Source organism: Candidatus Symbiobacter mobilis CR (assembly GCF_000477435.1).
GTDB classification, from domain to species: domain Bacteria; phylum Pseudomonadota; class Gammaproteobacteria; order Burkholderiales; family Burkholderiaceae_C; genus Rhodoferax; species Rhodoferax mobilis.
The window spans coordinates 2,480,147-2,505,515 of the sequence record NC_022576.1; the positions used below are offsets into that span (position 1 = coordinate 2,480,147).

At 54.1% G+C, this 25,369-nt stretch carries 27 protein-coding genes and 1 tRNA gene; 9 read left to right on the forward strand and 19 right to left on the reverse strand.

Annotated elements, in window-relative coordinates; translation table 11 throughout:
* Positions 1–11: 11 nt before the first annotated feature.
* The 8 genes from CENROD_RS10120 to CENROD_RS10145 form a co-directional block, all read right to left on the reverse strand.
* Positions 12–416: a type III secretion system chaperone family protein gene (locus CENROD_RS10120; protein WP_022775719.1), complete on the reverse strand. Its 405-nt coding sequence runs from the start codon at positions 414–416 to the stop codon at positions 12–14.
* 376 nt (positions 417–792) lie between these two features.
* Entirely contained in the window at positions 793–1,539 is a 747-nt protein-coding gene (locus CENROD_RS13705) for a hypothetical protein (protein WP_022775725.1), read from the reverse strand.
* A gap of 43 nt (positions 1,540–1,582) precedes the next feature.
* Positions 1,583–2,092, reverse strand: coding sequence for a hypothetical protein (locus tag CENROD_RS13710; RefSeq protein WP_022775728.1), 510 nt, complete (start codon positions 2,090–2,092; stop codon positions 1,583–1,585).
* A gap of 41 nt (positions 2,093–2,133) precedes the next feature.
* A complete protein-coding gene (locus CENROD_RS10125; RefSeq protein ID WP_022775731.1) occupies positions 2,134–2,865 on the reverse strand; it encodes a class I SAM-dependent methyltransferase in 732 nt (243 codons plus the stop codon).
* Positions 2,866–2,870: 5 nt separating this feature from the next.
* Positions 2,871–3,545: a hypothetical protein gene (locus CENROD_RS10130; protein WP_022775735.1), complete on the reverse strand. Its 675-nt coding sequence runs from the start codon at positions 3,543–3,545 to the stop codon at positions 2,871–2,873.
* 282 nt (positions 3,546–3,827) lie between these two features.
* Positions 3,828–4,850 carry a helix-turn-helix transcriptional regulator gene (locus tag CENROD_RS10135; RefSeq protein ID WP_022775736.1) on the reverse strand — a complete coding sequence of 341 codons (1,023 nt, stop codon included), beginning with the start codon at positions 4,848–4,850 and terminating at the stop codon, positions 3,828–3,830.
* Positions 4,851–5,102: 252 nt separating this feature from the next.
* On the reverse strand, positions 5,103–6,629 hold the full coding sequence (locus CENROD_RS10140) for a Fic family protein (RefSeq protein ID WP_022775737.1): 1,527 nt from the start codon (positions 6,627–6,629) through the stop codon (positions 5,103–5,105).
* 282 nt (positions 6,630–6,911) lie between these two features.
* A tRNA-Arg gene (locus CENROD_RS10145) sits at positions 6,912–6,988 on the reverse strand.
* Between the two features lie 89 nt (positions 6,989–7,077).
* Between CENROD_RS10145 and CENROD_RS10150 the strand changes: the two genes are divergently transcribed.
* The 3 genes from CENROD_RS10150 to CENROD_RS10160 are packed head-to-tail and all read left to right on the forward strand — an operon-like array spanning position 7,078 to position 10,105.
* Positions 7,078–8,007, forward strand: coding sequence for a branched-chain amino acid ABC transporter permease (locus CENROD_RS10150; protein ID WP_022775739.1), 930 nt, complete (start codon positions 7,078–7,080; stop codon positions 8,005–8,007).
* Positions 8,004–9,365 carry a branched-chain amino acid ABC transporter permease gene (locus tag CENROD_RS10155; RefSeq protein WP_081699880.1) on the forward strand — a complete coding sequence of 454 codons (1,362 nt, stop codon included), beginning with the start codon at positions 8,004–8,006 and terminating at the stop codon, positions 9,363–9,365. The genes CENROD_RS10150 and CENROD_RS10155 overlap by 4 nt, the downstream gene beginning before the upstream one ends.
* Positions 9,302–10,105 carry an ABC transporter ATP-binding protein gene (locus tag CENROD_RS10160; protein ID WP_151194619.1) on the forward strand — a complete coding sequence of 268 codons (804 nt, stop codon included), beginning with the start codon at positions 9,302–9,304 and terminating at the stop codon, positions 10,103–10,105. The genes CENROD_RS10155 and CENROD_RS10160 overlap by 64 nt, the downstream gene beginning before the upstream one ends.
* Positions 10,106–10,117: 12 nt before the next feature.
* On the opposite strand, the gene CENROD_RS10165 is transcribed toward CENROD_RS10160, so the two are convergent.
* Complete coding sequence (locus tag CENROD_RS10165) at positions 10,118–11,254, reverse strand: PilT/PilU family type 4a pilus ATPase (protein ID WP_022775750.1); 1,137 nt, start codon at positions 11,252–11,254, stop codon at positions 10,118–10,120.
* A 51-nt stretch (positions 11,255–11,305) separates the two neighbouring features.
* Positions 11,306–12,349: a type IV pilus twitching motility protein PilT gene (locus tag CENROD_RS10170; RefSeq protein WP_022775753.1), complete on the reverse strand. Its 1,044-nt coding sequence runs from the start codon at positions 12,347–12,349 to the stop codon at positions 11,306–11,308.
* Between the two features lie 60 nt (positions 12,350–12,409).
* Here CENROD_RS10170 and CENROD_RS10175 point away from each other — a divergent pair, with 60 nt between their 5' ends.
* Entirely contained in the window at positions 12,410–12,616 is a 207-nt protein-coding gene (locus tag CENROD_RS10175) for a Trm112 family protein (protein WP_022775756.1), read from the forward strand.
* A gap of 135 nt (positions 12,617–12,751) precedes the next feature.
* Positions 12,752–13,546, forward strand: a complete 795-nt coding sequence (gene kdsB / locus CENROD_RS10180; protein ID WP_022775760.1) for a 3-deoxy-manno-octulosonate cytidylyltransferase — start codon at positions 12,752–12,754, stop codon at positions 13,544–13,546.
* A gap of 80 nt (positions 13,547–13,626) precedes the next feature.
* Here the strand turns inward: kdsB and gspK are convergent, their stop codons facing one another.
* The 7 genes from gspK to CENROD_RS14125 all read right to left on the reverse strand — a co-directional run bounded on the left by gspK (position 13,627) and on the right by CENROD_RS14125 (position 18,686).
* Positions 13,627–14,682, reverse strand: coding sequence for a type II secretion system minor pseudopilin GspK (gene gspK / locus CENROD_RS10185; RefSeq protein ID WP_022775763.1), 1,056 nt, complete (start codon positions 14,680–14,682; stop codon positions 13,627–13,629).
* Positions 14,682–15,368 (reverse strand): prepilin-type N-terminal cleavage/methylation domain-containing protein, encoded by a 687-nt coding sequence (locus CENROD_RS10190; RefSeq protein ID WP_022775767.1) that lies wholly within the window; start codon positions 15,366–15,368, stop codon positions 14,682–14,684. The genes gspK and CENROD_RS10190 overlap by 1 nt, the downstream gene beginning before the upstream one ends.
* Before the next feature lie 55 nt (positions 15,369–15,423).
* Positions 15,424–15,798, reverse strand: a complete 375-nt coding sequence (gspI, locus tag CENROD_RS10195) for a type II secretion system minor pseudopilin GspI (protein ID WP_022775771.1) — start codon at positions 15,796–15,798, stop codon at positions 15,424–15,426.
* Positions 15,795–16,337 (reverse strand): GspH/FimT family pseudopilin, encoded by a 543-nt coding sequence (locus tag CENROD_RS10200; protein ID WP_081699954.1) that lies wholly within the window; start codon positions 16,335–16,337, stop codon positions 15,795–15,797. The genes gspI and CENROD_RS10200 overlap by 4 nt, the downstream gene beginning before the upstream one ends.
* 113 nt (positions 16,338–16,450) lie before the next feature.
* Entirely contained in the window at positions 16,451–16,888 is a 438-nt protein-coding gene (gene gspG / locus CENROD_RS10205) for a type II secretion system major pseudopilin GspG (RefSeq protein ID WP_022775779.1), read from the reverse strand.
* Between the two features lie 9 nt (positions 16,889–16,897).
* Positions 16,898–17,833 carry a UDP-3-O-acyl-N-acetylglucosamine deacetylase gene (gene lpxC / locus CENROD_RS10210; protein ID WP_022775783.1) on the reverse strand — a complete coding sequence of 312 codons (936 nt, stop codon included), beginning with the start codon at positions 17,831–17,833 and terminating at the stop codon, positions 16,898–16,900.
* A gap of 538 nt (positions 17,834–18,371) precedes the next feature.
* Positions 18,372–18,686, reverse strand: coding sequence for a recombinase family protein (locus CENROD_RS14125; protein ID WP_338010386.1), 315 nt, complete (start codon positions 18,684–18,686; stop codon positions 18,372–18,374).
* Between the two features lie 441 nt (positions 18,687–19,127).
* On the opposite strand from CENROD_RS14125, the gene CENROD_RS10220 reads away from it, so the two are divergent.
* The 4 genes from CENROD_RS10220 (at position 19,128) to CENROD_RS10245 (ending at position 23,563) form a co-directional block, all read left to right on the forward strand.
* Entirely contained in the window at positions 19,128–20,288 is a 1,161-nt protein-coding gene (locus CENROD_RS10220) for a polysaccharide biosynthesis/export family protein (RefSeq protein WP_022775792.1), read from the forward strand.
* A gap of 140 nt (positions 20,289–20,428) precedes the next feature.
* Entirely contained in the window at positions 20,429–22,702 is a 2,274-nt protein-coding gene (locus CENROD_RS13260; RefSeq protein ID WP_022775796.1) for a glycosyltransferase, read from the forward strand.
* Positions 22,695–23,384, forward strand: coding sequence for a hypothetical protein (locus CENROD_RS10240; protein ID WP_022775799.1), 690 nt, complete (start codon positions 22,695–22,697; stop codon positions 23,382–23,384). The genes CENROD_RS13260 and CENROD_RS10240 overlap by 8 nt, the downstream gene beginning before the upstream one ends.
* A complete protein-coding gene (locus CENROD_RS10245; protein WP_022775804.1) occupies positions 23,381–23,563 on the forward strand; it encodes a hypothetical protein in 183 nt (60 codons plus the stop codon). Before CENROD_RS10240 ends, CENROD_RS10245 begins: the two co-directional genes overlap by 4 nt.
* Here CENROD_RS10245 and CENROD_RS10250 read toward each other — a convergent pair.
* Both CENROD_RS10250 and CENROD_RS13265 read right to left on the reverse strand, forming a co-directional pair.
* Complete coding sequence (locus tag CENROD_RS10250; protein WP_022775807.1) at positions 23,560–24,447, reverse strand: FkbM family methyltransferase; 888 nt, start codon at positions 24,445–24,447, stop codon at positions 23,560–23,562. The genes CENROD_RS10245 and CENROD_RS10250 overlap by 4 nt on opposite strands.
* Before the next feature lie 42 nt (positions 24,448–24,489).
* Positions 24,490–25,287 (reverse strand): class I SAM-dependent methyltransferase, encoded by a 798-nt coding sequence (locus CENROD_RS13265; RefSeq protein ID WP_022775811.1) that lies wholly within the window; start codon positions 25,285–25,287, stop codon positions 24,490–24,492.
* Between the last annotated feature and the right edge of the window lie 82 nt (positions 25,288–25,369).

Consider the following 25,369-nt stretch of genomic DNA (forward strand, 5'->3'; position numbering starts at 1 on the left):
AGGAAGAAAACTTACTGGATCAAACCCTTGTTTTCTTCTTGCATGGCAGTACGAAACTCTGAAACGGCTTTGTCGAGCGCGCCCAAACATCGTATGAAGATAGGAATAAATGTTTCTGGGTTTGGCAGAAATAATTCTATCGTTGCATAAACATTGTTGTATGGAGTTACATAAACTTTGGCTACTTTTATGTTTCGGGTAACCTCGTTGGTATTTTGATAGGCTTTGATACTTTCTTCTTCATTTTCGATGGGCCAGATATTGGCCGCTAGAAGTATTATGTATTCTTCATCTTCATCGATTGTTTGAATATAATATGTTTTTCCTTCAAATTTGAATCTGATGTCGCTATCTTCATCATATTTTGGGCGGAATCCTTCTTCTTCGAGGTATGATTTAATTGGTTCCAGGTTCATGATAGAAATCTAATTAGTTAATTGAAAATTGTGATAAGTAATGCAGATCACTTCTCGTGGCTTCTTGAAGGGCTGAATGAGCAAGTCCCGCCAATGCCTGTAAGGCCACACCAGATGCATTTGTTATCGCCATGGCCGTGACGATGTGCCCCGTGGGGACTGTGTGCGCATGAATTTCCATAAGACCCTAATCCACAAAACTCGCAACGACTTTCATCCTCAATATGTTCGTGTGTCCGATAGGGGCTGTATGGACAACCTTTGCCATACGTACCTAATCCGCAGTAACGGCATTTACTCATGATGCACCTCAATCAAAATTGGTAATTTGATATATTTTCGTAAAATGGATGAGTAATACTTCACATAATTTTTATTATTGCATTTGCCAAATCATCGTAGGACAGTATTTTTCTCCAGCATAACCAACACATGCAAAGTGTCTACCTTTGCGGTCGGAAAATGGCCTGGCATTCTGTATGAATTCTTCGGGGGTGTAACACGGGGGGTGTCGATAGTATTTCCACCACTCCTGATATGTACCCTGTTTTCTATAAAAGGGCGATCCATCTGAGCCGTCCAGGGCAAGCAGTCCATGGGGGATGAGACGATTGCAAATTTCATCGATATGTTCATCGTTCAGCCACAAGTTTCCACTGCCACCTTCACCCTGACTATCTCCACGGTAGAAGAAAACACCAAGTTGAAAGTGTTCGGTTCGAAAACCTGAAAAGCCGTATCCTCGTCGCTTGTGAATCCTGATCGTTCTTCCTGATTCTTGATGCATGTAGGTTTCGGTTAGTATGCATGGTTCGATGTCTTTAGAGTGACGGTAGTGCCAGCTTGGTTGGCCCTGGATGGAGGTATTTTGTAGGGTGTATCGTTCATCATCGAGGAGTAGGGGTTGATGTTGATCGGCTGGTAAATCCAATTTGTCATGCTTGGTATCCTGGTGCCCAGGGGTGAAGTACCCTTTGTCTACGAACCAATAGTCTGTAATATACGGAGAGAATAGTTCGATGGGAATGAGGAGATCATTTCCACTGCATGGATAGAACAGCGCTGTGTTTTGGATTGGTTCGAGGTATTTTTTGTCCAGTATCCATTGTTCAGACATTTTCATAGAAACTAATGATCATGAAAGTAACCTGCATGGATCGATTTTTTCATAATCCACGTTCGTGATTGGCTGGTACGATACGAAAAATTCTTTTGATGTATCGCTGATTATCTGGATATTCTTGTAGCTGTAGAGGAGTATCCCATCTGGTGTCGTAGACCGTACTTTTGTATAGCACGACAAAATGTGACCCACAAATCCATCCGTTTTCGTCTGGTTCAGCGCCAATTTCTCCCGGTGACAAAGAAGAGTAAGTGCTGATTGTGAAAAGGTCATCAATTCTTAAAAGCTCTTTGACGTAATGTTGCAGCCGACGGAAGTCGGTGGAGCAGTATGCCAATTTCATCCCGTGTGTTTGTAGATAGCGGGACCAACTAATGGGATCTTGGGTGTTGATTTGGTTGCGTACATTCGATGGTTCCTCCTTGGTTAGCAGGCTGAGGCCCGTTGAGACACAGGATGTACCAATTTGTTGGCGATGTTGAATCAAAAGATTCGGAAAGAATTGTTCATTTTTATCAGGCCAGAGATTGGTGTATAGGTCATGCGTATTCATAGAATGAATTGAAATGGATGCAAAGTCAATTGAGAAAATAACTATCTATCAGTGGAAGGCTTAGAAAATTTCATATAGGTGGCATAAGAAGCATTTTGATTTTCTTGCGGGTCGTGTGCAAATCCGCAATGTTTCGCCTGGCCTGCAATTTCCTTCGTGGACCAATACCGTATATGGAAACTGTCATCGTAATGTTGCCATTGATTATCGTTGAATATTTCTATATGATCATTGTATGCATATAGATTTTTTTGAAATGGTTCAATTTTTTCAACTTGGACTATTCTTCGTATGTGCTCGTTGGTAAACTCTGTGTTCTGAAATAACGCCCTGTTAGGAACATCCAATAGCATTGCCCCACCAGGTTTCAAGGCTGTGTATGCGGATTGAAGTGCCAGTTGCAAAGCATTTTCGTCCAGTAAGTAAGATACGATAGTAAAAATGCACAAAGCCAAATCGAACTGTGTATCGGATTGATACGAGCCAATATCACTATGCACACACTGGATAGATTGGTTTTGATCTTTGGCGCGCAGACGGTTCAGCATCGGCAAGCTGCGTTCTACTGCCGTGACAGCATAACCGGCTTGGGCCAATGGAATCGCCAAACGGCCAGTGCCAGCGCCAAAATCTACGATTGCTGACCCTGCCGGCATGAGACTCTGAATATAGCTGATCGTGTTTTCTGTCAATGTACTGTATACATCGCGAAATTGTTCTTCGTATACGCAGTCGTATATTTCAGCCCATGCATCGTGAGGTTGTGGCTGCATGGTTTTCATCCAAAAATAAGAACATTGCGCCGCGAAAAATACCCCAAAATTCTGTTTCCCATCGTTTCATTACCGATGATTCCGGAAGCCCCAGCCATACTCAGTGCCATCGCTAAGGGTTGGGGCAGGGTACCGCATCGCAATTCAAAATGTTCAGACTCCAGTTCTATAGGAAGCCGATTTGTTGCTGTAGTGAATCGGCGGTAGCCGGGATAGAAATCCTGGAATTCTCCCAAAGACGGGTAGTTTGCAAGACTCTGCTCCTGAAAATAGGATATTGGCGAAGCAGTATCAAAAAACATTTGATGTTCAGCATTTTCGATGATTGCAATGACGATCGGGACACCCAAGACGCTCGTCAGTGGCACTGTGGTGCCATGTACGCTTAGGGTATCGTGAGAAAGTTCCAGGATATTGTTCCGGGTGTCCAGGATCACATCCAGATCATTCAGAATATCCGAGCCGATAATTCCGGAAGTGGGATGATTGACGTATTGGGATAACTCTTTGCCATCGAGTCCCATGTATTCTGCGACGATCTCATATTTTTGATCGGCCAGTTGTAGAGATATCGAGGTCCCGAAACTGGTTGGGGACCCAGTATCGATAATCCAATCCGCACCGTCGATGGTTGTGAAATAGTGTCCATTTTGGAAAGACAAGGGCAATTGCATTTTCATGATGGGTTACAAGTAAGGTATACAGGCGAAGGAGTTCCATTCTTGTCAATGCGAATCCGAAAGTTATCCAGTGAGTGCTGTGATTCCCCTATCAACTAGGGTGGTGGTGGACTCATGGTGAGGAATCTCGTTGCATTGACTATGGCGGCACTGTACGCCCAGAGCGCGAGAATCGCTTTCGTCCTGTATGCAAGTTTCCGCCTTGCGCCGACGTGGTATGCCATGGGCACAGACGTACCCAGCAATCCCGTGCTGGGTGCCGGGTGCTGTGTCGCAACCCGGCTAGGAGATGCCCTGGTACTGTTCAGCCAGGCTGCGTGCTTGGGATGCCATCGTCGTCCGCAGTTCGTTCGGTTCCAGCACTTCCACCTTGTCTCCGAAACCCAGCAGCCATCGGTACAACGTCCCCGACAGCGTTGTGGTGAAAGTCACCACGGCGGTATGGCCTTGCGCGTCCACATTGACGGTTTGATTTGGGCTGATCCTGTTTTCTTGCAGCAGGGTGCATACGTACCCACGGGCCAGGAGCTTGACGGTGACAGGGGTCGTGTTTTGCACGAAGTTCGCCAACCCTTGCGTTTTGGCAAGCTGTTCCACGGTCTGCGAAGGGTCCGGCAAGGCACAGACCGTATCGGTCAAAGCCACCACGTCTTCCAGGCGTTGGATCGCATACACCCTCGCCATTTGCTGTGACTGCTTGAGGTCGGCCTGGTCGTAGGCAACGAGGTAGTGCTGGGGGCCCCGCAGCATGACACCGACGGGATGCAGCCACCGTTCCCGTGCAGTCGTCTCGCCACGTGTCCGATAACAAGCTTTGAGCACGCATCGTTGGCGAATCGCCAGAATGATTTCGGACTGGATCGTGGGGTCGGGTCTGGCATTGGGCGTGAGCAGTACCGTATCAGGCACCGTCAAAAAACACCCAGGCTGCAAACGGAAATAGGAATCGGCGTTTTGTAAGCGATGCAAAAATTCACGAACCAAGTCTTGCGGAACCCCTTGCTGCAACAGCCCGTGTTGCAGATCATCGAGATGCACCGGCAAAGCTACCTGCGGAGAACGCCGGTAACGCAGTGCTGTTCCTTCATTGGTGCCATGGCAGCACACGATTTCCTTGCGAGATCGCATGAGCTGGAGGTCGCCTTGTAGCGTGCGCACTTGGGCTTCCTCGTTCTTGCAATCGTCGTAATGCTTGCGCAGTGCCTGCAAAAGCTCCCGCATGGTTTTGCCAGGCGCAGTGCTGTCGTAATCGGGCAATGCGACCCAAATGGCATGGCAGCGGCGTTGGCGGTGGGTGCTGAACATGTGGGGGCTCCATGGCGCGAGGGAGGAAGACGGGAGGGATGCACTCGGTTCGTGACGCCAGAGGAACGACACCAGCACACAGCCAATGCATTGCACCCAAAACACAGCAAAGTGTAGGAACACGTACCTGGGCGAACTGGAAACCGACCGCACGGAATAAGAAATGCGCCGCCTGCTGTACGTCGCTGCTACCTGAAGATGCAAAGGTTTTGCAGTCAGACATAAAACTCGTCGATGCAGGGTTGTCGGCTTTCAGTCATCACCGACTTCTTCTTCTTCTTCTTCTAGTAGCACCCCTTTCATGCGGCGAGCCACCGTGGATTCGATGTCGTCCAGTACCACCGGCAACACCCTTTCCGCAAAGCGCTTGCGCCGGTTCTTCGAAAGTCGGCCACCGTTCTGATAAATGGACACGATCAGTGTCGCCAGATCGCTGCCGCGCAAGTCGTGCCTTGCGTTGATATGGCGGGCCACATCGTCAAACAACCCCAAGAATTCCACCTCCTGTTTCAGATGGAGGTCCAGCGCAGTCTGTGCCATGTCCACCATGCACTGCACGCCCTCAGTCAGGTCCATGGTGCGGAACCAGATGTCGGCGTTTGCCCGCCACTGGTAGCTGTAGTGTTCGTCGCCCGCCCAGGTCACGTCGCACAGTGCGCGCGCCGGTTTGCTGAAGGCTATCAGCGCATCCAAGTAACGCTGCTCGTGCTTTTTCATGGCTACCGAAATCGGCAGCAAAAACCCCGCAGGCAAAGCGCCGGATTGCCCCAGGCAGTGATGCACCAGAAAGCGGGAGAGACGGCCATTGCCATCCATGAACGGGTGGATGAGCACGAACCCGAACGAGACCACCGCAGCGTGTACCAGAGCGTCCACATTCGGTGGTCGGCGGTTGGCTAGGTGCATCAAGTGCTGCATGAGTTCCGCACTCAGATCGGGTTCCGGCGGCACATACGTTACCCCGGCAGCACCCAGCGCATGGCTCTGTAGGCGGTTCTGCTCGGTGCGGAACTGCACGGCCTTGTCGAATGGGTTGGTGGTGATCGCATTCTGCAATTCCACCAGGTACTCCTCATTCAACTCGCGCTGGTCGTGCGCACGCTGCAGCAGGCGGGCAAAGAGCTTGGTTTTGTCCAGACTGGGGGTTTCGCCTTCGATCGCATAGGAGCCTTCTGTTTCGCTCAGGTACGCCCATGACAGGGCGCGATCCAGCATCTGCGGCCCGATCGACGACGCAAAATCCGAGGCCTCCCGCAGTACCCCCCGTTTCAGCGCGGCTTGTAGTGCTGGCGTTCGGCGCACCATAGGGCAGAACGCAAGGTGGCCCAGGCCGTTGAAATCCACGCGCCAGCGCGGATGTCGGCGCGACGCACCTACCAGGTACTCTCCCTCATCGAACATCGACACATACGCAGCCTTGATGGATGGGTCCGGTAGACCGGCAATCGTCCGCCCGTTCATGGCTTCCCAAAGAAAACACAGCTTGCGCAGGTAGGTGCCGTTGGGAGTGAGCACGAACGCTTGGATTACGCTGGCATCGTCTATCCGGCGCACGGCCTCTGCCAGATAGCCAAGATGTACACCTTCGTGCTTGATTGCGAACAGCGCTTGGTCCAACCATTGCTGCGGTGGCGCAAGCTTGGCAGGAACCAGCAGCGCACCATCTGGCAAGCGTTGCAGGCTCTGCACGGCTGCCACCCGCGCCCGTCGCGACCCCAAAAAGTCTGGTGCGTCGAGCTGTTCCTGCATCCATGCGTATCCGATGGGGGTGGCACTCATGTCCAACTTGGCTGTTGCAGTGGAAAAAAATTCAGTGAGCCGACATTTTCTTCAATGCACTTGAATTTTTGGACATTTTTTTCAGAATGCAGAAGGAAGTGACTACAGGGACTGAAAAATTGTCTAGGCATGGCGGGGCACGATAGTCCTCGCGCTGCGGACGACCATTTCTGCGAGCATTGCATGGCAGAGGACTAGGCTTGCCGCAGATCACCCAAAAAAAACGGGTTCGACCTGGCAAGGACGAACCCGTTTCATGGTGATGGTTTTCTGGTAACAGTCTGGCGCGGCTGGCAGGAATCGAACCCACGACCCCTTGGTTCGTAGCCAAGTACTCTATCCAGCTGAGCTACAGCCGCGCAGGCTTGGAAGTGTAGCGGAAACCCGCAAAAGGGTCATTTTGGCGCCGTCGGCACAATCATTGGCTTTCTTGCACGTTGGAACCTGGATGGAAGCCTTTCTGGTGCTGTTGTTCCACGCAGTGGGTTCCGGGCTGATCCTGTTCCTGCTGGGGGCGGGGTTGACGTTGGTGTATGGGCTGATGGGGGTGATGAACTTCGCCCATGCGTCGATGTCGATGCTCGGTGCGTACCTGGGGTATAGCTTGTCGGGGCACATCGGGTTTGTCGGGGCGCTGTGCGTGGCGCCTGTGGCGACGGGGCTTGTGGGGGCGGCGTTCGAGCGCTTCGTGCTGCGCAGGGCGCATGGGCAAGGGCCGTTGGCGGAGCTGCTGGTCACGTTCGGCGCCAGTTATCTCATCCTGGAACTGGTGCAGTGGGTGTGGGGGCGCGGGCCTGTGGACTACCGCGTTCCGGCAGCGTTGGCCGGCGTCTGGCGCGTGCATGGCGTGGGCGTTCCCGTGTATCGGTTGGTTGCGATGGGGGTCTCCGTGTTCGTGCTGGCCGGGCTGTGGTGGGTGTGGAGCTGTACCCGCATCGGGCCGTTGCTGCGGGCGGCTGCCACGCATCCGCAGGCTTTGCAGACGCTGGGCTATGACGTGCCCAGCCTGCTGATGTGGACTTTTGGCGCGGGGTCGGCGCTGGCGGGGCTGGCAGGGGTGTTGGCCGGGAATCTGTATGTCACCGAACCGGAGATGGCGGCATCGGTGGCGGGGTGGCTGTTCGTCGTGGTCGTGGTCGGGGGGCTGGGGTCGTTGCGCGGGGCTTTCGTGGCCTCGATGGCGCTGGGAATGGTGCAGACCTTGGCCGCCGCCGCTCCCGCCACCTTGGGCGATTTGCTGCAAGTGCCGGGCTGGAGCGGTGGGGCGGCACACTGCGCCGTGTGTGCCGTTCCCTTGGGTGCCATCGCGCCGATGTTGCCGTACCTGTGGCTGGTGGTGGCCTTGGCATTGCGGCCCGTGGAGGACACCCGGCAATGACTGGCGATGCAGGCGATGCGTCCGATGTATGCCATACAGGCCATATAGGCGATCCATGCAGCCCGTTGCGCGCTACGGCGCAGCCCGCCAAGGTAGGTTGCGTGGGTGGGGCCGATGAGGTGGATGGTGTGGATGGCGCCGATGGGTCACATAGGACAGCTTGGTCAGGTCGGGCAGCGTGGGTAGGTTGGGCAGGCTGGGCGGGGTGCGCGCTGCTGTTCGCGCTGGCGCCATGGCTGCTGGGGGAAGGGTTGGCGATCCAGCTTGGTATCGCCCTCATCGCCATGCTGGGGATGCATCTGCTGCTGGGGGAAGGGGGGATCGTCCACTTCGGGTACGCGGTGTACACGGGGGCGGGGGCTTTCGTCGCGATCCATGCTTTGCGGGCCATCGAACCCGGCGCGGCGTGGCCGGTGTCGCTCGTTCCCCTTTTTTCGGGGCTGGTCGTCGCGGTGCTGGCGTGGCCGTTGGGGTGGCTCAGCACGCGCGGAACGCCGTTGACCGGCGCCATGATGACTTTTGGGATGGGCGAACTGCTCTGGGCCTTTGCCCCTGCCTTTCCGGGCTTTTTTGGCGGGGAAGGCGGAGTGGGCGCGAACCGGGTGACGGGCCTGGCGCCGTGGGGTGTCACGCTGGGGCCGCAAGTGGAGCTGTACGGTGTCGTTGCCATCTACGCCTTCGTGGCGACCTGGGTGGTCTGGGCGCTGGCGCGTACTCCATGGGGCTATACCCTGCGCGCCGTGCGGGACAACCCGCGCCGTGCGGATTTTCTGGGCTGCAACCCGCACGCGGTGCGTTGGCGTGCTTTTGTCGGTGCGTCGTTGTTGGCCGGGGTGTCGGGGGGGCTGGCCGCGCTGCATTTCGAGCGGGTGACGACCGACAGCCTGGGCACCCCGCGTTCTGCGGCGTTTCTGCTCTTCGCAGTGCTGGGCGGGAGCCGCACGATTGCCGGGCCGGTATGGGCTGCCGTGCTGATGGTTCTCGCCTTTGTGGTGCTGTCTGCGTGGACGCCAGCCTGGCTTTTGTACGTCGGCCTGCTGTTTGTCGCGACGGTGCTCTATGCCCCAGGTGGTATCGATGCCTGGGTTGCGCAGTGCAGCAAGGTGGCCGGCTTGCCTGGGGCTGTGCCATGGCTGCTGGCTTGCGCGGCAGGCGCGTTGCTGTGTGCGATGGGGTTCGTCGCCATGGTGGAGATGGCGTACCACTTGCAGTCCGTTGCGCTGTACGGCCCTGTCGTGCAGGTCATGGGTATGGCCCTGGATGTGCGTGATGCCGATTGCTGGGTGGGCGCCGTGTGGGTGGGTGCCGTGGGCGCTGGGACGTTGGCCTTGTGCGCCCGGCGCGGTGGGGCGCGGTGATGGGCAAGCGGCTGCGTTCTGTATCGGCGTGTGCATCTGCATGTACATCGGCATCTACATCTGCCGCCGCGCTGGAATTGGTGGGCGTACACAAGCATTTCGGCGCGGTGCAGGTATTGCGTGGTATCGACCTGTGCGTGCAGCCGGGGGAATGTCTGGCCATCGTCGGCGCCAATGGCGCGGGCAAAACCACCTTGCTCGACGTACTCAGTGGGGGCTGTACCCCCAGCGCAGGACGGGTCTTGTTGGACGGAGTGCGTATCGACGGCTTGGCCCCGCACGCAATCCACCAGTTGGGGCTGGCGCGCAGCTTTCAGCGCAGCATGGGGTTCGGGCGGCTCAGCGTATGGGACAACCTGCGCTGCGCCGTGATGTGGGGGCTGGGGTACCGCTACGCTTGCTGGTTGCCCTTGTCCGCGTTGCGTACCGTGAGCCACAGGGCCAACGAATGGTTGGCGCGGCTGGAATTGGAAGCGTTGCGCAACGACCCGGTGGCGACATTGCCCTATGCGCAGCGCAGAGCGCTGGAAGTAGGCATGGCGCTGGCAGGCGAAGCGCGGGTGCTGCTGCTCGACGAACCTACCTCCGGGATGGGGCGCGCGCAAACCTTGCACTTCCTTGCCTTATTGCGCACCTTGACCCAGGGCCGCACCACGATCGTTGTCGAGCACGACATGGATGTCGTTGCCGCATTGGCCGACAGGGTGGCCGTGTTGGCGGATGGGGTGTTGGCGGGGTGATCCGCGCTGCTCTCAAATGATGTTCATCGTCTCCGTGCCGGCGCTCAGATCCTGCGAGCGGCCGCGCTGGCTGTTGAGCTTGATCTGCAAGCGCAGATCATTGACCGAATCGGCGTTGCGCAAGGCATCTTCATAGGTGATGAGGTTGCTCTCGTAGGCGTCGAACAGCGCTTGGTCAAAGGTCTGCATGCCGATGTTGCGGCTCTTTTTCATCACTTCCTTGATTTCGGCGACCTGGCCTTTGAAGATGAGGTCGGAGACGAGTGGGGAATTGAGCATGATTTCGATGATCGCCACCCGGCCCTTGCCGTCTTGCCGGGGAACGAGCCGCTGCGACACCATGGCACGCAGGTTCAGCGACAGATCCATCAGCAATTGCGTCCGGCGCTCTTCAGGGAAGAAGTTGATGACGCGGTCGAGTGCCTGGTTGGCGCTGTTGGCGTGGAGCGTGGCTAGGCACATGTGGCCGGTTTCCGCAAAGGTGACAGCGTGTTCCATGGTTTCCCGGTCGCGAATTTCCCCCATCAGAATCACGTCCGGGGCCTGCCGCAGCGTGTTTTTGAGCGCTGCGCCCCAGCTTTCGGTATCGATGCCGACTTCACGCTGGGTGATGACGCAGTTTTTGTGCGGGTGGACGAATTCGACCGGATCCTCGATCGTGATGATGTGTCCATAGGTCGTTTCGTTGCGCCAGTCGACCATCGCGGCCAGCGTCGTCGATTTGCCCGACCCCGTTGCGCCGACCATGATGCACAAGCCACGCTTGGTGTTGACGATGTCTTTGAGAATGGGCGGAAGCTTCAACGTGTCGATCGAAGGCAGCGTCGTCGGGATCGTCCGCAGCACCATGCCAACCTTGTTTTGCTGCATGAAGGCGTTGACGCGAAAGCGTCCCAGCCCGGGCGGGGCGATGGCGAAGTTGCATTCCTTGGTGCGCTCGAACTCCGCAACCTGCTTGTCGTTCATGATCGACCGCGCGAGCGCGACGGTATGCCCGCCGTTGAGCGGCTGTGGTGATACCTTGGTGACTTTGCCATCGACTTTGATGGCAGGCGGAAAGTCTGCGGTGAGGAACAGGTCACTGCCCCCGCGCCCCAGCATCAGCTTGAGCAGATCGGTGATAAACGTACTGGCCTGGTCGCGTTCCATGGTGCTCCTTTTGGGAAATGCTTGGTGGCGGGTGCAGCGTGATTGCAGTGCTTAGCCCGGGAAATTCTCGGGAATTTTGGCCTTCGAGCGTGCCTCGGCCGGGGCGATGACATTGCGCCGGACGAGGTCGGTCAGGTTTTGGTCGAGCGTCTGCATGCCTACGCTATTGCCGGTCTGGATACTGGAGTACATCTGCGCAACCTTGGCCTCGCGGATCAGGTTGCGGATCGCGCTCGTTCCCAGCATGATTTCGTGCGCCGCGACGCGCCCTTGGCCATCCTTGGTCTTGCACAGGGTTTGGGAGATGACCGCTTGCAGGGATTCGGACAACATGGCACGAACCATTTCCTTTTCTTCGGCGGGGAAGACGTCGATGATCCGGTCGATGGTCTTGGCGGCGCTGGAGGTATGCAGCGTGCCGAACACCAGATGCCCTGTCTCGGCGGCGGTCATGGCCAAGCGGATCGTTTCGAGGTCGCGCATTTCGCCAACGAGGATGGCGTCGGGGTCTTCGCGCAGGGCGGATTTGAGCGCAGCGGCAAAGCTCATCGTGTGCGGGCCGACTTCGCGCTGGTTGATCAGGCACTTTTTGGAATCGTGTACGAATTCGATGGGGTCTTCGACCGTGAGGATGTGGCCGTATTCGTTTTCATTGAGGTAGTTCACCATCGCCGCCAAGGTGGTGGACTTGCCCGACCCCGTCGGGCCTGTAACCAGGACCAACCCGCGCGGGCGCAGCGCCAGCTCGGAAAAGATCTTGGGGCAGTTGAGCTGTTCGAGCGTGAGGATCTTGCTGGGAATCGTCCGAAACACCGCGCCTGCCCCCCGGTTCTGGTTGAAGGCGTTGACCCGGAACCGCGCCAGCCCTTCGATTTCGAACGAGAAGTCGATTTCCATGTATTCCTCGTAGGTCTTGCGCTGCGAGTCGTTCATGATGTCGTAGACCATCGCGTGGACTTGCTTATGGTCCAGCAAGTCGACATTGATTCGGCGCACGTCGCCATGTACGCGGATCATGGGCGGCAGCCCGGCGGACAGGTGCAAGTCCGAAGCCTTGTTCTTGACGCTGAATGCCAGCAACTGCGTAATGTCCATGCCTTCTCCCATCGTGGTTGGTTGCGCCGGGGCATTATCTGGCGGGACTATGATTCTTGGATGGAAACCCGACTACTTGATTTGCTGGTGTGCCCGGTCACCAAAGGCCCCTTGGAATATCGGCGCGAGACGCAGGAATTGGTCTCTCGCAGCGCAAAGCTGGCGTATCCCGTGCGGGACGGCATCCCGATCCTGCTCGAATCCAGCGCGCGTGCGTTGCGGGAGGAGGAATCCGCGCCATCCAAACGCCCTGAATCACTGCCATGACTTTGCACAGATGCCCTGCATCAGGAAAGGCCTGGCAGTTTCCCTCACCCCCCATCCCCTCTCCCGCTGGGTGAGGGGAGCTACCCCGGCACAACCCTGGCACTACCCTGTGTATCTGGAGATATGGAGTAACTCATGGCATTGACCATCGTCATCCCCGCACGGCTGGCTGCTGTGCGCCTTCCTGAAAAACCCCTGGCGGACATTGGCGGAGCGCCGATGGTTGTTCGCGTAGCGCAGCGCGTGGCGAGTGTGTGGGCCGGGCGGGCGCGGATCGTCGTGGCTGCGGACCACGACCGCATCCTCGATGTATGTCGGGACTTTGGCGTCGAAGCCTTGCGTACCGATACGAACCTGACCACTGGAACCGACCGTGTCGCCCAGGCTGCTGCCATGTTGGGGCTGGCGGACGATGACTTTGTCGTCAACGTGCAGGGGGACGAACCCTTGATCGACCCCACCCTCATCGACGGGGCACTGCAATCGATGAACGACGCCACCCAAGCGTGTGGCGAGCCGGTCTTGATGGGCACCGCAGCGCACCCCATTGGCACGCTGGCGGACTTTCGCAGCCCAGGCGTCGTCAAGGTCGTCGTCGATGCGCGTTCGCTGGCGCTCTACTTCAGCAGAGCGCAAATTGCCTTTGCCCGCGATACCCCGGATGCACTCCCCAACCCAGCGCCGCTACGGCATATCGGCATCTATGCATTCCGCGCAGGGTTCCTGCGGACGTTTTCCCAGCTCCCCCCCGCACCCATCGAACGCACCGAGTCGTTGGAACAGTTGCGCGTGCTGTGGCACGGCTATCGCATCGCTGTCCACCGCACTGAACTGACCCCGGAACCGGGGGTAGACACGCCCGAAGACTTGGAGCGCGTGCGCCGCAAGTGGGCGGCGACCTCAACACCCCCGTGCCTTCCATCTACGTAGGCCGCTTCCCTCCTTCCCCCACGGGGCCGTTGCACGCAGGTTCCCTTGGCGCCTACTACCCATTCACTACCCAGTACTCCCTATTCCCCACTCTTTTCCTCACCCTGCGTGGGGTTGGTAACGGCAGGCCCTAGCACCTCTCGGGTGCGGTCGAGCACGCGGATGTGCAGTCCGTCTCGGCGGACGATCGAGGTTTCTTGCACGGTGCCGGATTCGGTACGCAATTGGCCGGTGATGCCGAAGTAGCGGGAAGACACTGCAAAGTTCGCGCTGTCCAGCGGCGTTGTGCTGCGGAGCTGGGTTTGCGCATCCGCCAGAGTGCGAAAGTGCTGTGCAGACCGTGCGCGCCCCGCTGCTGCGGCCTGTGCGGGGTCAAGGTCTGTCAATGCCGCGCCCAGCACGATTTCGGATGCCGTGTTCAGGTTGAGCGGCGTGCGCACGGGCAGGATGGTGATGAAGGGCCGCAGCATCGCCAGCGTTGCGGGGGACAGCCCCAGCGCACGCAGGTCTTCGACGCGCCGGGGCTGCAAGGGGGCCACTGCGTTCCCATCAGCACCCTCGCCACTCTCGGCGCTACTGCCGCCACCGCTACTACTGCTACCACCACCTGCCGTGGCATACGCTGCCTGCAAGCCCAAAAGCATGGCATCCAGCTCTTCGGCGGGCAGCCCCAGTTGGCCAAACAGGCGTTCCCACATTTGCACTTGCAATGGATCGGGCTGGCCGTTGTGGATCAGATTGCGCACATTCAGCCGCCCTTGCAAATCTTGGATGTACCCGGCCAGGTAGGTGTCTTCCAGGTCGGCTGCGTCGATCCCTTCGTCGCTGCCGGATTGCGCGGCCAGAAACGTCCCCAGCCGCGCCGAAGCCAGCGGAATGGCCCATGGCTCGGCCAGATGGTCGGCCCCGCCTTGGCGCGCATCCTCGCGCAGGATCAGTCGCGCCCAATCGAGAGCGCCGGTCAGAATCCATGCCGCCTGCACCCGGTGCCGCCGCGCGGTTTCGACCTCGACGAGCTGCCACTGCCGCCAAAGCATTGCCGCAGCCATCGTGGCCACCAGCGTCATGACAAGCATTGCCGTCAGAATGGCAGCGCCGCGTTGGGTGGCGAATCGGGATCTGGCTTGGGCTGGCATCACTGCGCCCCTACGGCAGACATCCTTGCCCAGTCCCGCACCAGGGTGCCTGCAAAGGCTTCTCCTTCGGCCAGCGTCAGCACCAGGCGCACGCCTTCCGGGGTGGCGCTGTGGGGGGTAGTGGGGGAGGATGCTGCGGCTTCCGGCGCCTGGGCGCCTTCGCTGGAGAGGGGGTTGGTCCAGGCGTTGCCCCGGTAAAAGTAGATTTGCCACGATTCCAGGGCGAGGGTGCGCACCTCGCGCTGGCGGTCTTCCTCCCCGGCGGCGATACCCCAGGCTTGCGCTTTATCCCAGGCGAGGGCGAGGTCGGAGCGCGTGGCCAGCGGCGGGGACTGCCATCGCATCCAAGCACCGGTGTTGCCCAGGCGGCGCAACGTCCATGCGACGACGTATACCCCGCCTTCGGGGGGAGGGCCTGCACGCAAGATGCGGAACACCCTGCCATCCCAATCCAGGCTGGGGATGCCCGGCTGCTCGGTCAGCGCATCAAGGTCTGTGCCCCATTGCGCCAGCGCGGAACCAGCGGCCTGCACGTCTGTGGTGCGCGCACGAAGCTGGGTATCGGCGCGGACGAGCGCATCCAGCCCGCGCCAGCTCAACAGCGCGATCAGCGAAAGGATGGTCAGCGCGACGAGCAGTTCGACCAGCGTAAACCCCCGATGGGGCCTTGCGCATGGGCATTCCATCAGCCTAGATTCCTCAGTGGGACACGTCGCCAAGAGCGCAATCGGCTGCATGGGATCAAGGGTAGCGGCCGACGATCGTCGTCAATCGCCATATCGGGGTGTCGCCGTCGAGCACCGTGGCATCGACCCGGTGGAAATTGGGGTTGGGCGTGGGGTGGACGCCGAGCGAAACGGCCCACTCGCGCCCGCCCTGTTCGCAGGCTACGGTGCTATCCCCCACGCTGGGCATCTGTTTGGCAAGCCGGATCGCGACGAGTGCGTTGTCCGCGCAGAGTTGCGCGAGTACCAGGTCGCCTTGCCGTTGCGCCATGCGTGTCAGTGCGCCGGCGGCCTGCGAACCGGCAACGAGTGCAATGGCGACGATGCCGAGCGCAACCAGCACTTCGACGAGGGTGAACCCTCGGGATGGGGCGTGGGGAGCGGTATTCATCGCACGTCGAAAGGGCGTAAGCCGTCGCTGTCCACGTCGATCTGCACGGCTGGCTCGCTGCGGGAATAGAGCGTGATGCGCTGGGGCGGGAGGATAGGCTCAGGCCCCAGGATCACGGCAGGGAGCGGGGTGTGTGGCGCGGTAGAGGGGCTGGTGATGGCATTGTTGAGGGCACTGGTGGGGGCAGCGATGCGTGCGGCGGTGTCGGGGTGCAGCCAATGCCGAGGCAATTCTTGGTCGGCGCGCTCTGCGGGGGGGAGCCCTTCCCAATGAAAACCCTGCGCGGAAGGTTGCCAGCGTGCTGCTACGCCGCTGAGTTGCGAACGTGCGCGTGCGGATTCGAGCAAGGCTGCGAGGCGAACGGCCTCTCGCTCGATGCGGTCAGCAGTGCCGTCCCGAACGAGGAACCCCACCGACGCCACGGCAATCGCCATGATCGCGATGACAACAAGCAGTTCGATCAGCGTAAAGCCTGCAAACGCCAACAGTGGCAGTGGCTGCAAGCCAGATCGGCGCGGCTGGGTGCGGTAGGCACACATCTTGGGGCCTGGCATGGGCAACGGCCGAATCGCGACTGCCGTCGCTCCTACAACGGAGGGCTGCGATGCAACGGAGAGCTGCGATGCGCTAGAAATGAAAGCGAATGGAGGCGCTACGGCTGCCAGCTTCCCAGATCGGCGTCTTTGCCTTCCCCGCCGCTTTGGCCATCCGCGCCGTAAGACATCACATCGACCTCGCCGCGAATGCCGGGGTTGAGGTACACGTAGGGGTTGCCCCAGGGGTCTTTGGGCAATTGGTCGATGTAGCCCTTCCACCGGCTGGGGATCGGCGCGATAGTCGGCTTGGTCACAAGCGCCTGCAAACCCTGCTCTGCGGTGGGATAGCGCTGGTTGTCCAGACGGTAGAGCTTGAGCGCCTGCACCAGGTTGGCGATGTCCGTCTGGGCTGCGGTAATGCGTGCGTCGTCGGCGCGGTCGAGCACATTGGGGACGATCAGTGCGCCCAACACGCCGATGATGAGCAACACGACCATCAGCTCGATCAGGGTGAAGCCCCGGTGGGCCAAGCGGTGGGGGAGCAGTCTGCGCATGGGGAGAAGTCAGTCGTGGCGGGCGTTGGAGTGTATCGACGGGGTACCTGCCGACGGGCACGGCGCAGCGCCGTCGAACGTGACGATCTCCCATGCTGCCGGGGTGGCCAGCAGCTTGCGTAGCAGGAGGTTGTTGAGCGCATGGCCGCCGCGAAAGGCGCTGTAGCTTGCGAGCAGAGGCTTGCCCAGGAGGTACAGATCGCCCATGGCGTCGAGGATTTTGTGCTTGACGAACTCGTCGTCGTACCGTAAGCCGCCGGTGTTGAGCACCTTGTCGTCATCGAGCACGATCGCGTTGTCCATCCCGCCGCCCAAAGCCATGCCATTGGCGCGGAGTTTTTCGACATCGCTCGTGAATCCGAAGGTGCGTGCGCGGGCGATGTCCCGGGCATACGTTCCCGTCGCGGTGTCGAAGGAGACGTGCTGGCCTGTAGCGTCAACGGCGGGGTGGTCGAAATCGATCTCGAAGCACAGCCGGTACCCGTCGTAGGGGGTGAGCCGCGCCCATTTTTCCTGTGCGCCTTCGCCCATCCGCACGTCGATCGGTTCGAGAACGCGAACGAAGCGCCGGGGGGCGTCTTGCTGCTGTAACCCGGCGGTCTGGAGCAGAAAGACGAAGGCCGAGGCAGAGCCGTCGAGGATCGGAATCTCTTGCGCGGTGACGTCGACGTAAAGGTTGTCGATGCACAGCCCCGCGCAGGCGGACATCAGGTGTTCGACCGTGTGTACCTTGACGTTGCCTTGAGACAGCGTCGAAGCCAGGCGCGTGTCGGTAACCGCCAGCGGGGATACGGGAATCTCCACCGGGGTGGGGAGATCGACGCGCCGAAAGACGATGCCGGTATCGGCTGGCGCAGGGCGCATCACCAGTTCCACGCGCTGCCCGCTATGCAACCCAACGCCAACGGCGCGGGACAAGGATCGCAAGGTTTGCTGGAGCAGCACGGAGGAAGGGGGGAGAACAGGCCGCACGGGGTATCCAAGGCGTGGCGCGTGCGGTGGTGGGCAGTGGGAAGAGAAGTGGTGCCCGGAACCGGAATCACACACCGATATAAATCAATGTTTTGCAGAGTTTTCGTGTAAATGGCATTGTCATTCAGCGCAATGTAGCGCAGTTACACAGTTTGCGCCTTCGGAACTATCGATCTATGAACGTTACAGAGGGCGCGGTCGCATGATCCTGCTGGAAGATCGCCATATATCGTGGTCCTCATTCAAGAAGCCCTGGCTGCAGGAACCGACTTGTGAAGCTGCGGGCACTGATATCCGCACGATGCAGTGTTGGCAGCATGACGCAGAGGTTTTGAGCGCAACGCCCCATCCCATCGCATGCTCTGGCTGCTAGCGAACATGCAACGCCAAAGCCCCGCGTGCGGTGCCAAAACTGCTGACGACCCACGTGGCCACTGGTACAGGTCAAGTCTGGTGTTAGGACATGACTTACCTGCCCGCTGAAGTTACCGGGCGGAGTTGCTACCCTTACCTATTTCTCGATCACTACAGCCGGAAGATCGTCGGCTACACGGTGCAGGATACTCACAACTCTGAGCATGCGACGCACCTGCTCAAGTCCATCGGGATCAAATAAGGAGATGCATAGCATGGAGAATAAGGCTGTACTCCATGGCGACAACGGTTTCACGCTCCAATTTCTTTGGGCGACAACTATCTTGAAAAATCCTGATACCCCCACCGGTTTGTCATCAAGCTTTTGGATCGTTGGCATGAGGTCGGCTACCGACCGCGCCAGACGATCAAGCTTGGTCACGACTAACGCATCTCCCTCTCGGATAAGGATTCAATGGCAGCCTCAAGCTGCTCTCGGTTCCCAACTGATGACACTTGTTCATGGAAAAACTTCTCACAGGTGGCATCCTTCAATGTATGAATCGGAGCATCAAAACTGGCAACGTGGCCAACTCTCGATGATTTTTCGTAGCAAAAAATCTCTTTTTATCTTTTTTGCGATCACTACTCATTTATGGAAATCTACCCGTTTTGGATGGGGTAGCTAAATTTTCCCAATTAGGCTCATACCACATTTGATAAAGATAATTGTTGTTTAGTTTTGAATTCAATGCTAAATTACTTTATTATTATACCCTTCGGCCTGCATTTTTTTACTAATTAATTATACCAAATTAGTAAGCCGAAAGCCATGATCTATTCTATGCAACAAATGACAACTTTAGTCGCTATCGTAATTTCCCACTTCCATCAGTTTATAAGTCATACATCAATGTATTTTTATTTCTGGTTTTCGCAACTTTTGGTCGTTTGTGCAATTGTGATGTCGGGTTGTGTTCACATTCCAACCTCGGGGCCAAGTGCTTTGAAAGTTACAAATACTCGAACGCATCTGGGAACTAATGCAGTTCAGGTCGTTAACGTCGATGACCAAGTTACCCGTCAACTACTGGCACTGAGAAAGCAAAGATTGTTTTCAGAGACATTGGGGAATGATGTGACAGAACCTTTGAATGTAGGATCAGGTGATGTACTTGAAGTGAGCATTTGGGAGGCCGTGCCGGCCACCTTATTTGGCAACGGTATGCCTGACCTGAGGGGTATGGTCGGTGCGTCGCATGCAACTGTCTTCTCGGAGCAAGTTGTGAGCCATTCAGGAACAATCAATATTCCATTTGCTGGATCAATCATCGCTAGTAACCGCAGTCTGGAACAAATAGAACAAGAGATTACGCAACGTCTTCAGGATAAGGCTAACCAACCACAAGTGTTGGTCAAGATGATTCGCAATGCATCAACCAACGTTACAGTAATAGGTGAAGTGGGTAGCAGCGGACGTGTTCCTCTTACTCCTCATGGGGAAAGATTATTGGACGCTTTGGCTGCTGTAGGCGGCGTTAGACAGACAGTAAATAAAATAACTATCCAGGTCACACGCGGTGGCAATGTTTATTCGATGCCACTGGACCGCGTTATTCGTGATCCAAATCAAAACATTCCGCTGTTAGCTGGTGATGTCATTACAGCGCTGTTTCAACCATTGAGCTTCACAGCATTGGGCGCAACTGGTAAAAATGAAGAAGTAAACTTCGAAGCGCAAGGAATCACATTAGCTCAGGCACTGGCTCGAGCGGGTGGCCTTGTCGATTTTCGTGCCAATGCGCAGGGTGTTTTTATTTTTCGCTTAGAACAGAAGTCAGCTTTAGCTTGGCCAAACCAACCCATTCTAGTTACGCCTGAAGGTCAAGTACCTGTGGTGTATCGCGTTGATCTCAATAATCCCAGTAGTTTCTTTATCATGCAAAGTTTTCCAATTCAGAACCGAGATGTTGTGTACGTTGCAAACTCGCCGATGGCAGAACTGCAAAAGTTTTTAAACGTCGTATTTTCTGTTGCCTATCCTGTATTAAATACAATTCAGGTTACAAAATAAAATCACAGATTTAAATTGATACATAAAATTGGCAGGAATCATTCATAAAACTAGTGATTCAGTATCTGCGAATCTATTTAAAAAATTTATCGTCTAATTATGACAATCAAAGGAGATTGACTTATATGCAGATTAACTCGATGACTAATGCCAGCGTTGTAATCAACACTTTTAATCGTGCCGATTATTTACCCAATGCAATCTACTCCATTGCATCGCAATCTTATCCTAATGTTGAACTGATTGTTGTCAATGGCCCTTCGACAGATGCGACAGAAACTGAGCTTGACCGGATGGAGGCACAAGGCATCCACTTTCAACGTTTCAGTTGTCCATCCCGTAATTTATCTGAGTCTCGCAATATTGGCATCGCCAATGCTTCGGGGGATGTCGTTTTATTTATTGACGATGATGCGGTGGCACACCGCGATTGGGTCACTCGAATCATGCGGCATTATGCTGACCCTGATGTGGGTGCTGTGGGTGGATTTACGTTCGACCATACAGGCATAAATTATCAGTGCAGATATACCGTTTGCGACAAATTCGGCAATGTGCGCTATTTTGACACGATCAATCCTGAACAATTATTAATTTGCACTAATGACTTTTACTTCCCGTCTTTGCTGGGAACAAACTGCTCTTTTTCTATGAGCGAGCTGCGGCGCATTGGAGGTTTTGATGAGGTTTTCGCCTATATGCTTGATGAAACCGATGTTTGCCTGCGTATTGTTGAGGGAGGCAAAAGGGTGGTGACCGTTCCCAATGCGTATGTATTTCACCAATATGCGCCAAGTTACACACGTTCACCAGATCGCATTCCAACTTCGTTGTTGGCGCCTGCAAGAAGCAAGGCTTACTTTTGCTTGAAACATTCTGTAAAAGGAATGGATACATCTTTGCAAGTTTTTGCTGAAGTCGATCGTTACAAAAAGGATATCGAATTTTCAAATAGATGGTATTTGGATCACAAAAAAATTACACCTTCACACTATGCAAAAATTTCCAAGGAACTGTCAGAGGGAGTATCAGAAGGTTTAAAACTTGGACTGGACATGGCAGTCAAGACGGCAGTATCTCAACACCTTCAATTGAAAACAGAAATCTCCTCAAAGTTTCACCCAATTTTATCAAAAACGGATGATAACGTATTAAAAAGAGCATTAAAAATATATTTTGTTTCACAAGGCTATCCGCCAGAAGATACCTCAGGGATTGCGCGTTGGACTTTTGAGTGCGCAAGATCATTGACTGAGTTAGGTCATGAGGTTCATATCGTTACAAGGACGACTGGCAGTGCCAACCATGTTGATTTTGTCAGAGGTGTTTGGATTCATGCCATTTTGGATATGTGCGATGATGAAATCACCTCTCTTGCGCCAACCCCATTGCCTGCATCAATTGTGCGACGAGCCGGTGCAGTGCTTAGAGAGATTCGGCGCTCAGAGCCGATCTGGGGCGTTGATATTGTCTCAGCACCTATTTGGGATGTTGAAGGTATATTTTGTGCAGCCTATCTGAATAAGCCCATTGTCACATCTTTGCATACAACCTACAAACTTGCACAGCCGTACAAACCTGAATGGACGGAGAATTTTCACTATCGTATAAATCATGTTGATAAAGTCATTGCCGCTGAAAATTGGCTGCTGTCTAATTCACCTTATATCCTGGCAAATTCGAAGGAAATTGTTACAGAAATAAATCATCACTACAATGTTATGCTTATTGATCACTCAAATAGATTAACCATAATTCCGCATGGCATTGGTTCACTTCATGAATTTCAATCTAGTGAAAATATAACCGAAAAACATCATAATGCGCAGCAACGAATTAAAGTGCTATTTGTTGGAAGAATTGAGGCAAGAAAAGGTTTAGATCAGCTTTTGTTGGCTCTTTTTCATATTGAGAGACTTCTTGATCACATAGAGGTTGTTATAGTAGGAAAATTTCCTGATACTGAAGATGCTTATACAAGGCAAGTGACAGGACTAGTTGAAAAATTGCGAACGAAATGGCCTAAAACACAAGTAACTATGCTAGGCTATCTCAGTGACACAGAGTTAGATGCACACTACGCGACTGCGGATATATTTGTGGCACCCAGTCGATTTGAAAGTTTTGGCCTTATCCTGATTGAAGCGATGAGACACGGCGTTCCTGTCGTTGCTTGTAATATTGGTGGTATGCGCGAAATTATTACGCATGGAGTTGATGGGTATTTGTTTGATGTTGGCAATACACAGCAACTTGCAGACCAAATGAAATCGCTAATTGAAAATTCTGATTTGCGTGCTCAACTTGGATCAGCCAGCTACAAAACTTATCAGACTAAATTTACATCTAAAGTAATGGGGGGTGCTTTAGAAAAGTATTTCCTTAGCATTATTGAAGGGTTTTCTAATGATTGATAATCATAAAAAATTATGTCGCGAATTCTCCCAATTAATTTTTGGGAAACTGAAAGATAAAGATGAAGTTGAAAAGTTAATGGATTGCTACGAGACCTTTGGTGAATTTCGAGTTGCTTTTATTTTAAAGTATGAAGATTCAGTTATTGCCTTTAGAAAAATTGCGTCAAAATGGCGTGACTCAATCCGGTGTCATCAAGTTGCCATTGATGCGAATGACTTGACGCGTACAATGGAATTATTGTCCCTCAGGCAATCTGATATTGAGCAGAGTTTGCGTGAAAGCACAGCACTCATGCTTGATAAATTTAAGGAAATCGACACATTGACAACATTGCAGATCAACATGCGTGACAGGTTGATCGAGATGCAAAATTGGATAACGCAGTTTCAGATAAAAATAACACAGGAAGGGATCGATGCAACAGTAAGAGGGAATGATGTAAACGAACTAATGCATGCATCAGAGTTACTGGCATCTAAACAATCTGAAATGCAGCACAATTTACGCGAAAGTATTTCAGAAGCATTACACCAACTCAAAGCCGTAGATTCAATGGCCACGTTACAAGTGAATATGCGTAACAGGCTTACCGAAGTCAATGAGATGGTCAACCAATTTCGCAGGCAAATCGCAGGCAATGAAATAATTTCTACAATCGATAAGGGGAACTCAAAATGATTTCAGTGGCTGATGTTTTATCACTTTATCGGCTGGTTTTGGACCGTGAACCTGAGTCAGATGCTGTGATTAATGAGAAAAGAAAGTCAGCTAATTTGTTTGATGTTGCAATAGAAATGCTTATGTCTGATGAATTCATGCAAAATAATGAAGCGGTGGTGCAGCGATTGATTGATTAGGGCCTGCGTTGCAACAAGATATTGTTGTAAGCAACATGCTGAAGCTGTTCAAAAGAAATTTCAAGTTTAGCCCACTGGTCCTCTGTGATAAATCGGGTTGATGGCAAATGAAATGCATGTAATTTATACTGTTTTAGTAGTTCTATCATATTGCAGGCTGTGAAACCTGCTTCTCGCATTTGCTGAAGTGACCATTCAATAATAATAATAATATTAGGTGAACGCATGATGGTTTCGCTTGATCCACGTAATACGGCAGTTTCAAAACCTTCAACGTCAATCTTGATCAGATCGACTTTTCGACCTGCGGCCAACTGATCAAGTGTCACCGATCTGACAATCAGACGCTCATCTGAGTTTTGCGTAGTTGAAGACACCAAACTTGCGTTGGCGGCGCGGTCATGTGGAATAGCAAACTCAGCGAACCCTTCTTGTTCCGTTACAGCACAATTGTGCAGTTCAATAGGTGCCATGGACCAGTTAATCTTGGTGTTTTTCTGGAGCAGTCGCTGCATGAGCGGATTAGGTTCGGCAGCGATGACACATCCATTACCCTGGGAGCCAATGCGTGATCCGACTAAGCAGGTAAAGTAGCCAAAATTAGCTCCTACATCAAGAAAAATTGTATCTGGTGTGGTCGAATTCACCATAAAAGTTGACAAATCGGGTTCCCATTGCCGGTAAACCACCAACTGTGGTGCCATGATTTCGTCAGTCGGATCAATAAAATATTTAGTGCCGTGAATAGTTTGTACCAACATGGTCCCGTCTGGAAACATAGTTCCAAATGGACCAACTAAATTGCGAATCTCTCGTACTGTAGTTTCGAGATGAGATACCCGTTCAATTAGCTCAGCTAGGTAGTGTTCGATGTTTTCTTGCATATAAACCTTCTGGTAAGTGCATAAAAGTAAGAAAGAATATTTTTATGGTGTGTGCGGTCTCTGAAAATACAAAAACACACCTAACTCACCACCATGATCCGTAAATTCGGTGTAGCATCGCTTGATGCCAATCTCTTGCATTATGAACATCAATTGATTTAGGTTGTAAACGTTCATTTGCATTTCAGGGTCTTTCCTTGAGTAAGAAAAACCAGATAATAAATCGTTGATTATAAATCGTTTTAAGGTGGAAGACAAATTACTCCAAACATTACTGACAGTCAAAGATGCAGTTGACGGCGCTGCACCCAAGTTTGGAGCGTACATAGCTTTCGCGTAGGTAATTTGTATCGTACCAATGCCACTCGGGGCAAGATAACCAAGCAGTCGTGCAAACAGTCGAAGCCCGCGTTGTGGTTGAATGTGTTGGAAGACAATGGTTGAATGAATCATGTCAAACGTACCTTCAAGTAATGTAAGATCATCGTCAGATTTTATCAAAACAACATTTCTTACACCGATCTCTTCACAATTGCGGCGTGCTTCGCTTAACATACTGTCAGAAACGTCAAGACCCACAACTTGAACTGCTTGAGCGGAAAACGCAATCAAAAGCCTTCCAACGCCGCAGCCAAAATCGAGAATACGAGATGGTTTAAACGTTGAGTCGATCTGTTGCCGACATGTAGCCAAGATGTGCTGAACATGACACTGCCCAGATTCAAAAAATTCACTCCGTGCCGTCTCATCAAAATTGTCTCTGCGAAACTTTGGGTGTGTGATGACTCCGTAATAAGGGTCTCGTTGTCCCCATTGTTCCCACTCTGAGTCCGTTCCCATTGCTTATCCTATATTTTTATTTTAAAAATGCCTGATTGTACTGAGAAGTTCCAAGCTGCATACATCGCATCAGCAAATTGAC

Coding starts and splice junctions, on each gene's coding strand:
- CENROD_RS10120 (WP_022775719.1), bottom strand. CDS start 416: ATGAACCTGGAACCAATTAAATCATACCTCGAAGAAGAAGGATTCCGC.
- CENROD_RS13705 (WP_022775725.1), bottom strand. CDS start 1,539: ATGAAAATGTCTGAACAATGGATACTGGACAAAAAATACCTCGAACCA.
- CENROD_RS13710 (WP_022775728.1), bottom strand. CDS start 2,092: ATGAATACGCATGACCTATACACCAATCTCTGGCCTGATAAAAATGAA.
- CENROD_RS10125 (WP_022775731.1), bottom strand. CDS start 2,865: ATGCAGCCACAACCTCACGATGCATGGGCTGAAATATACGACTGCGTA.
- CENROD_RS10130 (WP_022775735.1), bottom strand. CDS start 3,545: ATGAAAATGCAATTGCCCTTGTCTTTCCAAAATGGACACTATTTCACA.
- CENROD_RS10135 (WP_022775736.1), bottom strand. CDS start 4,850: ATGTTCAGCACCCACCGCCAACGCCGCTGCCATGCCATTTGGGTCGCA.
- CENROD_RS10140 (WP_022775737.1), bottom strand. CDS start 6,629: ATGAGTGCCACCCCCATCGGATACGCATGGATGCAGGAACAGCTCGAC.
- CENROD_RS10150 (WP_022775739.1), top strand. CDS start 7,078: ATGGAAGCCTTTCTGGTGCTGTTGTTCCACGCAGTGGGTTCCGGGCTG.
- CENROD_RS10155 (WP_081699880.1), top strand. CDS start 8,004: ATGACTGGCGATGCAGGCGATGCGTCCGATGTATGCCATACAGGCCAT.
- CENROD_RS10165 (WP_022775750.1), bottom strand. CDS start 11,254: ATGGAACGCGACCAGGCCAGTACGTTTATCACCGATCTGCTCAAGCTG.
- CENROD_RS10170 (WP_022775753.1), bottom strand. CDS start 12,349: ATGGACATTACGCAGTTGCTGGCATTCAGCGTCAAGAACAAGGCTTCG.
- CENROD_RS10175 (WP_022775756.1), top strand. CDS start 12,410: ATGGAAACCCGACTACTTGATTTGCTGGTGTGCCCGGTCACCAAAGGC.
- kdsB (WP_022775760.1), top strand. CDS start 12,752: ATGGCATTGACCATCGTCATCCCCGCACGGCTGGCTGCTGTGCGCCTT.
- gspK (WP_022775763.1), bottom strand. CDS start 14,682: ATGCCAGCCCAAGCCAGATCCCGATTCGCCACCCAACGCGGCGCTGCC.
- CENROD_RS10190 (WP_022775767.1), bottom strand. CDS start 15,368: ATGGAATGCCCATGCGCAAGGCCCCATCGGGGGTTTACGCTGGTCGAA.
- gspI (WP_022775771.1), bottom strand. CDS start 15,798: ATGAATACCGCTCCCCACGCCCCATCCCGAGGGTTCACCCTCGTCGAA.
- CENROD_RS10200 (WP_081699954.1), bottom strand. CDS start 16,337: ATGTGTGCCTACCGCACCCAGCCGCGCCGATCTGGCTTGCAGCCACTG.
- gspG (WP_022775779.1), bottom strand. CDS start 16,888: ATGCGCAGACTGCTCCCCCACCGCTTGGCCCACCGGGGCTTCACCCTG.
- CENROD_RS10220 (WP_022775792.1), top strand. CDS start 19,128: ATGTATTTTTATTTCTGGTTTTCGCAACTTTTGGTCGTTTGTGCAATT.
- CENROD_RS13260 (WP_022775796.1), top strand. CDS start 20,429: ATGACTAATGCCAGCGTTGTAATCAACACTTTTAATCGTGCCGATTAT.
- CENROD_RS10240 (WP_022775799.1), top strand. CDS start 22,695: ATGATTGATAATCATAAAAAATTATGTCGCGAATTCTCCCAATTAATT.
- CENROD_RS10245 (WP_022775804.1), top strand. CDS start 23,381: ATGATTTCAGTGGCTGATGTTTTATCACTTTATCGGCTGGTTTTGGAC.
- CENROD_RS10250 (WP_022775807.1), bottom strand. CDS start 24,447: ATGCAAGAAAACATCGAACACTACCTAGCTGAGCTAATTGAACGGGTA.
- CENROD_RS13265 (WP_022775811.1), bottom strand. CDS start 25,287: ATGGGAACGGACTCAGAGTGGGAACAATGGGGACAACGAGACCCTTAT.